The organism is Pseudoalteromonas sp. S3260, assembly GCF_005886925.1.
GTDB lineage: Bacteria > Pseudomonadota > Gammaproteobacteria > Enterobacterales > Alteromonadaceae > Pseudoalteromonas > Pseudoalteromonas tetraodonis.
Genome location: NZ_PNCV01000170.1, coordinates 1 through 6,988, shown reverse-complemented (window position 1 = coordinate 6,988; position 6,988 = coordinate 1). Strand labels below are relative to the sequence as shown.

Here is a 6,988-nt window from a genome sequence, read left to right as displayed (position 1 = left end):
ACAACTAACGCAAATAGAGCCATAAAATACATTAAGCTTTTTCGCCATCTGGGCGAAAAGTACGCTGTACACCGGTTAAAAATAAACGCAAGATTTGATCGTTACACACACGGTAATGCTTGTTTTCAACTTTACGTGAAAATGCGCTTAGCTCATGTTTACTTAAATCAAAATCAACCAACGCCAAGGTCGCGATCACATCTTCTGCTTTCATATTTAAAGCAATACGTAGCTTCATAAAAATAATATTGTTGTTCAATTTACTTTCAGGCTCTGGCTGCTCACCTTCACGCTTGCCGCGCTTGGTATTTATAAAACCATTTAAAAATACCGCAAATTCAGTGTCACTTATTGGGGTATACCCAGGCTCGCCCTCTTTAGTTAACCATGCAATCACCTGCTCAGTGCTTACGCTCTGCGCTGCTGCGGCGAAAACATCAACCATAGCTGAATCTGTTAAATCAAAAGTGTAGCGAATACGGCGTAAAATATCGTTATTTGTCAAAGTAAATCCCAAGGTAAATAAGTGCTCAGCAAACAAACGTTGTTAAGTAGCGACGCAGTTTATCAGAGTTACACTTAGTGCCCTATTAAATACTGTCTTTAATTACCCAATACTTTTGCCGGATCAACTCGTGTTGCTTGCCATGCTGGATACAGCGTCGCCAATATTGCAAGCACAAAGGTGGCAATAACAGTTAACACTATATCTTGCCAAACTAATTTACTGGGCAAAAATTCGATAAAGTACACACCTTCTAGCGGGTTTTCACCCAGTAACAAGCTCAGCCAAGTAAATAGCTCACTAATATTAATTGCTAAAATCACGCCAACAATTGAGCCTAAAAGTACACCCACAAATGCTTGGGTTAAGCCTTGCATGACAAAAGTAGCCAATATGGTACTGTCTTTGGCACCCATGGTTTTTAAAATAGCAATATTGCCTTCTTTTTCACGCACTTCCATTACCAGTGAAGACACAATATTGAAACTCGCCACCGCGATAATTAAAAACACCACAATATAAACAATCGTGCGCACCATTTGAATATCTTGATACAAGCTACCTTGCGTTCTAAGCCAACTCGAAATATACACATAATCGGTAATAGTCTGGCCAACACGAAGCGCTATTTGATGCGCCGAAAACACATTATCAACACGCAAGCGTAACCCTGTTACTTGGCTTTGATCATAGCCTAAGGTTTGTTGTGCTTTGTTAAGATGAATAAAAGCAGCGCTGCTGTCGATTGGTCCGCCCATTTCTATAATGCCCGCAAGCGTGAGGGTAACACGTTTTGGGGCGAGTAATGACCGGCCTTTTTCACTAATTTGCGGGATTAACAAGGTCACGTTATCACCTAATGCGATATTAAGTTGCTTAACAATTTGCGTGCCTAAAATAACATCATCACCTGTTAACTGGCTGACTAATTTACCTTGTGTAAATTGGTTGATGGCTGACACGCCACCTTCCAACGAAGGCTCAACACCTCGGATCTCAACCGCTTTTAATTGGCTTTTAAATTGCGCCATACCATTAACGGCAATAAATGGGGCTGCGCCTGTTACGTGTGATTGCTGTTTTAACTTTTCGACTTTGCTGGGCCAATCGGCAATCGGCCTACTTGGGGCAACATATTCAACTTGCGGCACGACACTTAATAAACGATGAACCAATTGTTGTTCAAACCCATTAATCACCGATAACGCCACAATTAACACTGCAACACCAAGTAAAATACCGATAGTGGATGCTTTAGCTATAAAACTTACAAAGGCATTTTTTTCATCTTTATGGCCTGAATAGGCTCTAAAGCGTTTACTAATAAAGGCACTAAGCAACATGGCTAGACTCTTTTATCGTTAGTTTACCATCATCTAAGTACGCTATTTTACCCAGCTTATCAGCCAGCTCTAAATCATGAGTAACCACCACAAAGCTGGTGTTTAAACTTTTATTTAGCTGATTAATTAAATCGTAAATTTTAATTGCATTTTGCTTATCTAAATTACCCGTTGGCTCATCAGCAAGCACCAGCGCAGGCTCTGTCACTAGAGCGCGTGCAATGGCAACACGCTGGCGTTCACCACCAGAAAGAGCCGATGGCTTATGGCTACTTCTATGTGCAAGGCCTACCTTATCTAGCATGTTAAGCGCTTTTTTATTGGCTTCTTTTGCGCTCAATCCTTTTATGAGTAATGGCATGGCAACGTTTTCAACCGCGCTAAATTCCATTAATAAATGGTGGAATTGATAAATAAACCCTAAGTTTTTATTTCTGAAAGCCGCTTGCTGCGAGCGAGATAACTTAGCAACGTCTTGGTTTTTTATTTTTGCACTACCCGCACTGGCCGTGTCTAAGGTGCCTAAAATATGTAACAAGGTGCTTTTACCTGAACCTGAGCTGCCAACAATTGCCAGCATTTCACCTTGCGTTAGGGCTAAATCAACCCCTTTTAATACCTCAACCTGATTTTGCCCGTCTTGGTACACCTTACTTATTTTTTCACAACTAATTACTAAATCATTCATAACGTAATACCTCTGCTGGGTTTACTTTAGCGGCTTGGCGCGCTGGATATAAAGTCGCTAAAAAGCTCATTGCTAAGCTTAAAACGGCAATAACACTTAAACTAACCACATCAAATTTGACGGGGAGTGAAATTCCCGATAGTAAATTTAAACCAACCAAAGCCAGCAGTTCATTTATATATAAGCTTAATAAAATACCTAAAGAGGCGCCCACGGCCGTTCCAATTACCCCATTATAAAGTCCTTGCACCATAAATACGGTTTGCACTTGGCTTGGTGTGAGCCCTAATGTTTGCAAGATTGCTACTTCGCTTTGTTTTTCACTGACCATCATGGTCAGTGCCGATACAATATTAAATACCGCCACCAGCACAATTAAGCCAAGGAGCATAGACATAATACGTTTTTCCATCGCAACGGCGGCAAATAAAGTGCCTTGACTGCTCCGCCAGTCGGTGAGTTTAAAGTCATTGAGTATGTGTTGGCTGTCTTGCATAAACTGGTCAAGTGCAAACGGCTCATGCAGTGACACGCTTAAATTAGGTACCGTATTGTTGCTAAGTTTTAAAACCCGTTGGAGTGATACGCCACTGGTAAATGCTAGTCCCATGTCTATTTCAGAGCCAGTTTCATAAATAGCAGCAATTTTAAATAAACGTTGGCTTGGCATGCGCCCAAGTGGGGTGTACGTAGATGCGTTAGGCATAATTACTCGTAACTTATCGCCTAAGCCAACGCCAAGTTTGCGGCTTAAATAACGACTTATTGCAATGTTATAATTATTGTTTAGTACGCTTTGCCAATTGCCTTGGACTATTTTGTCGGTGATTTTATACAGCGAGCCGTTATTGTCGTAAAGCCCTTGTAATAACACCCCGTGAAGATCTTTATTGGTTTGCAATATGGCTTCACCGTGGCGGTACAAACTAACATGATCAACATACGGTGATTGCTCAAGCGCAGGTTTTAGCGAATTCATTTGCGCTTTGGAGTGATCTTTAGCTTGTATTTCAACGTGTGGAATAAGCCCCAACATATTTGATTTTAAACTACTCTCAAAGCCGTTCATTACACTACTGACCGTAAAAAGCGCCATTAAACCAATCGCTATACCTGCAATAGAAAAAAACGAAATGAACGAAATAAACGCATTGCCTTTAGAGGAGCGGCTATATCTGAGTCCGATAAATAGGCTAACAGGTTGAAACATATTAATTAAAACATTAATGCCAAAAGTGTGGCGTTATAGTAGCACGAACTCAGCGCAATTGAATATCACCATAAATGTAAGAAATAATTTATAAATCTGATACTTGGCTATATTTTAAACAAACCAGTAAACCCTGCTAAACTTTCAGCCCTGTTACTAAGTAATCAAGTAATACCCGCACATTAGTAGCCACAAATTGCCGTGGCGGATATAGACCCCACACGCCCTCTTGTTGTGGTTGGTATGCAGTTAATATAGGTATTAACTGACCGGATTTAATTTCATTTTCAATATAGTAATCAGGCAACTGAACAATACCCAAACCCTTTATTGCGCCGTCAACGAGTGCCCAGCCGCTATTACAATGCAATCGCCCTGCTACCTTAATATGTTTATCACGATTATTTTCATTTACTCGCCAATAACTACTATTGCCAATTAAACATTGATGATTATTAAGCTCCCCCAAAGTGTGAGGCTCACCAAAACGCGCTAAATATGCAGGTGAAGCACACATAATAAATCGTCGCGAACTCAAGCGCCGCGCTTTTAAGCTTGAATCTTTTAAATGGCCTAGTCGAATGGCTAAATCAAAGCCCCCCTCTAATAAGTTTTCTTGCTCGTTAGAGAGCGTTGCGATTACTTCTACCTCAGGGTGATCATGCATAAATGAATGCACAATGGGCATAATAAAACTTTCACCATACATAACCGGTGCTGTTAATTTAATTTTACCTTTAGGTGAGGTTTGTACCGATGCTAAGCCTTGAGTGGCCTCGTCCATTGCGTGCTGTAAATGTTTAACTTGGTGTAAAAACTGCTCGCCCTCTTTGGTTAACACAACCTTTCGAGTGGTACGTGTTAATAATTGCGTATTTAACCGTTGTTCTAGCTTTGTAACATGGCGGCTAATATGAGCAACCGATAAACCTAACGTCTGTGCAGCTTGGGTAAAACTCCCCTCTTCGCCAACAGCAATAAACTCATCAATACCTTCCCAACGCATAATTATTACCATACTGTAAAAGTGTTTTATTAAATTGAAGATTATCATTATCTGAGAAACAAATACAATAACCTCATCACCCAAACAGTATGGGTCTACAATTCATATTCAAACCACTACAAAGGATATACACATGTCTGAATTTATAAAATCAAAAGCAGCGATTGCCTGGGGCCCTAATCAGCCTTTAAGCGTTGAAGAAGTTGATGTGATGATGCCTAAAAAAGGCGAAGTAATGGTCAAAATCACTGCCACTGGTGTGTGCCATACAGACGCTTTTACTTTATCAGGTGAAGATCCTGAAGGTATTTTCCCCGCTATTTTAGGTCATGAAGGCGCGGGTGTGGTTTATGCTGTGGGCGAAGGTGTTTCAAGTGTAGAAGTTGGCGATCACGTTATTCCTTTATACACCGCAGAATGTGGTGAATGTAAAATGTGTACTTCAGGTAAAACAAACTTGTGTTCAGCAGTTCGCGAAACGCAAGGTAAAGGCTTAATGCCAGATGGCACCACTCGCTTTTTCAAAGATGGCGAGCCTATTTACCACTATATGGGTACATCTACATTTTCTGAATACACAGTATTGCCAGAAATCTCATTGGCTAAAGTAAACAAAGAAGCGTCGTTAGAAGAAATTTGTTTATTAGGCTGTGGTGTTACTACCGGTATGGGCGCTGTAACAAATACGGCTAAAGTAAAAGCGGGCGATACGGTGGCTATTTTTGGTTTAGGCGGTATTGGTTTATCTGCCATTATTGGCGCTAAAATGGCTGGTGCAAGTCGTATTATTGGTATTGATATTAATACCTCTAAATTTGACTTGGCGACCAAACTAGGTGCTACCGACTTAATTAATCCAAAAGACTTTGACAAGCCAATTCAAGAAGTCATTGTTGAGATGACCGATGGCGGTGTTGATTACTCATTTGAATGTATTGGTAATGTTGATGTAATGCGCTCTGCGCTTGAGTGTTGTCATAAGGGTTGGGGAGAGTCTGTGATTATTGGTGTAGCCGGTGCTGGCCAAGAAATTTCAACTCGTCCGTTCCAACTTGTTACTGGCCGTGTATGGCGTGGTAGCGCATTTGGTGGTGTTAAAGGCCGCTCACAACTTCCTGAAATTGTAGAGCGTTACATGGCGGGTGAATTTGCGCTAAACGACTTTATCACTCATACCATGAGCCTAGAAGAAATTAACGATGCCTTTGATTTAATGCATGAAGGTAAAAGTATTCGTACTGTAATTCATTACTAATACGCTCATTTCACTTAATTACCATCACAAGCCGTTGCTATTAAGTAACGGCTTTTAAGGATTGTTATGTTAGAAAATATTTCAACAGCGAAAGTGGCTGGCGGATGGCATAAGCAATACAGTCATAGCGCTTCAAGCACTCGTTGCACTATGCGTTTTGCAGTTTTTTTACCGCCAGGCGCCAGTGAAACCAATAAGGTGCCGGTACTGTACTGGTTATCAGGTTTAACCTGTACCGATGAAAACTTTATGCAAAAAGCAGGCGCATTTAAAAAAGCAGCGGAGCTGGGTATCGCCATTGTAGCGCCAGATACGAGCCCACGTGGTGATAACGTGCCAAACGAAGACAGCTATGATTTTGCACAAGGTGCTGGGTTTTACCTTAATGCCACAAAAGCGCCCTACAACACCCATTTTAATATGTATGATTACGTTGTTAATGAGTTACCGGCACTAATTGAGCAACACTTTCCTGTTACAGATAAAAAAGCAATTAGTGGTCATTCAATGGGCGGGCACGGCGCATTGATGATTGCACTTAAAAACCCACAATCGTACACCAGCGCTTCGGCATTTAGTCCTATTGTTAATCCTATGGCGTGTCCGTGGGGTGTAAAAGCATTTACAGGCTACTTAGGCGACGACAAAACAACGTGGGCACACTACGATACTTGCGAATTAATGCAACAAGCCGAGCAAGCTAACTATTTACCTATGCTGATAAGCCAAGGTGATGCTGATAACTTTTTAGAAGAGCAGCTTAAGCCGCAAAATTTGGTCGATATCGCTAATACAAAAGCGTATCCGATGCAGCTCGAAATGCACGCTGGCTACGATCATAGTTACTTTTTTATTAGTAGCTTTATAGACCAACACTTATTATTTCATCATCAGTTTTTATCGGCTTAGATTCATTACTGTGTAGAGTAGAGTTATCTACTTCTACACATTCTTTAAAGACTTTAGGGTCTGTTGACCTTT

General features: G+C 40.9%; 7 protein-coding genes. 2 read left to right on the top strand and 5 right to left on the bottom strand.

Annotated elements, in window-relative coordinates:
• Positions 1-31 precede the first annotated feature (31 nt).
• From CWC14_RS17795 to CWC14_RS17775, 5 genes are all read right to left on the bottom strand, one after another.
• On the bottom strand, positions 32-505 hold the full coding sequence (locus tag CWC14_RS17795; protein WP_024601041.1) for a YehS family protein: 474 nt from the start codon (positions 503-505) through the stop codon (positions 32-34).
• Positions 506-603: 98 nt separating this feature from the next.
• Complete coding sequence (locus CWC14_RS17790; RefSeq protein ID WP_138564220.1) at positions 604-1,848, bottom strand: lipoprotein-releasing ABC transporter permease subunit; 1,245 nt, start codon at positions 1,846-1,848, stop codon at positions 604-606.
• Positions 1,838-2,536 (bottom strand): lipoprotein-releasing ABC transporter ATP-binding protein LolD, encoded by a 699-nt coding sequence (lolD, locus tag CWC14_RS17785; RefSeq protein ID WP_036982810.1) that lies wholly within the window; start codon positions 2,534-2,536, stop codon positions 1,838-1,840. The genes CWC14_RS17790 and lolD overlap by 11 nt, the downstream gene beginning before the upstream one ends.
• Positions 2,529-3,746, bottom strand: a complete 1,218-nt coding sequence (locus tag CWC14_RS17780; protein WP_138564218.1) for a lipoprotein-releasing ABC transporter permease subunit — start codon at positions 3,744-3,746, stop codon at positions 2,529-2,531. The genes lolD and CWC14_RS17780 overlap by 8 nt, the downstream gene beginning before the upstream one ends.
• 136 nt (positions 3,747-3,882) lie before the next feature.
• Positions 3,883-4,755, bottom strand: a complete 873-nt coding sequence (locus CWC14_RS17775; protein ID WP_171036873.1) for a LysR family transcriptional regulator — start codon at positions 4,753-4,755, stop codon at positions 3,883-3,885.
• Between the two features lie 130 nt (positions 4,756-4,885).
• Here CWC14_RS17775 and CWC14_RS17770 point away from each other — a divergent pair, with 130 nt between their 5' ends.
• On the top strand, positions 4,886-6,007 hold the full coding sequence (locus CWC14_RS17770) for an S-(hydroxymethyl)glutathione dehydrogenase/class III alcohol dehydrogenase (protein WP_013464850.1): 1,122 nt from the start codon (positions 4,886-4,888) through the stop codon (positions 6,005-6,007).
• 66 nt (positions 6,008-6,073) lie between these two features.
• Positions 6,074-6,916, top strand: a complete 843-nt coding sequence (gene fghA, locus CWC14_RS17765; protein WP_138564214.1) for an S-formylglutathione hydrolase — start codon at positions 6,074-6,076, stop codon at positions 6,914-6,916.
• Positions 6,917-6,988 lie beyond the last annotated feature (72 nt).

Bases quoted from the DNA above. Each gene is read 5' to 3' on its own strand.
- CWC14_RS17790 (WP_138564220.1), bottom strand. From the start codon at position 1,848: ATGTTGCTTAGTGCCTTTATTAGTAAACGCTTTAGAGCCTATTCAGGC.
- lolD (WP_036982810.1), bottom strand. From the start codon at position 2,536: ATGAATGATTTAGTAATTAGTTGTGAAAAAATAAGTAAGGTGTACCAA.
- CWC14_RS17780 (WP_138564218.1), bottom strand. From the start codon at position 3,746: ATGTTTCAACCTGTTAGCCTATTTATCGGACTCAGATATAGCCGCTCC.
- CWC14_RS17770 (WP_013464850.1), top strand. From the start codon at position 4,886: ATGTCTGAATTTATAAAATCAAAAGCAGCGATTGCCTGGGGCCCTAAT.
- fghA (WP_138564214.1), top strand. From the start codon at position 6,074: ATGTTAGAAAATATTTCAACAGCGAAAGTGGCTGGCGGATGGCATAAG.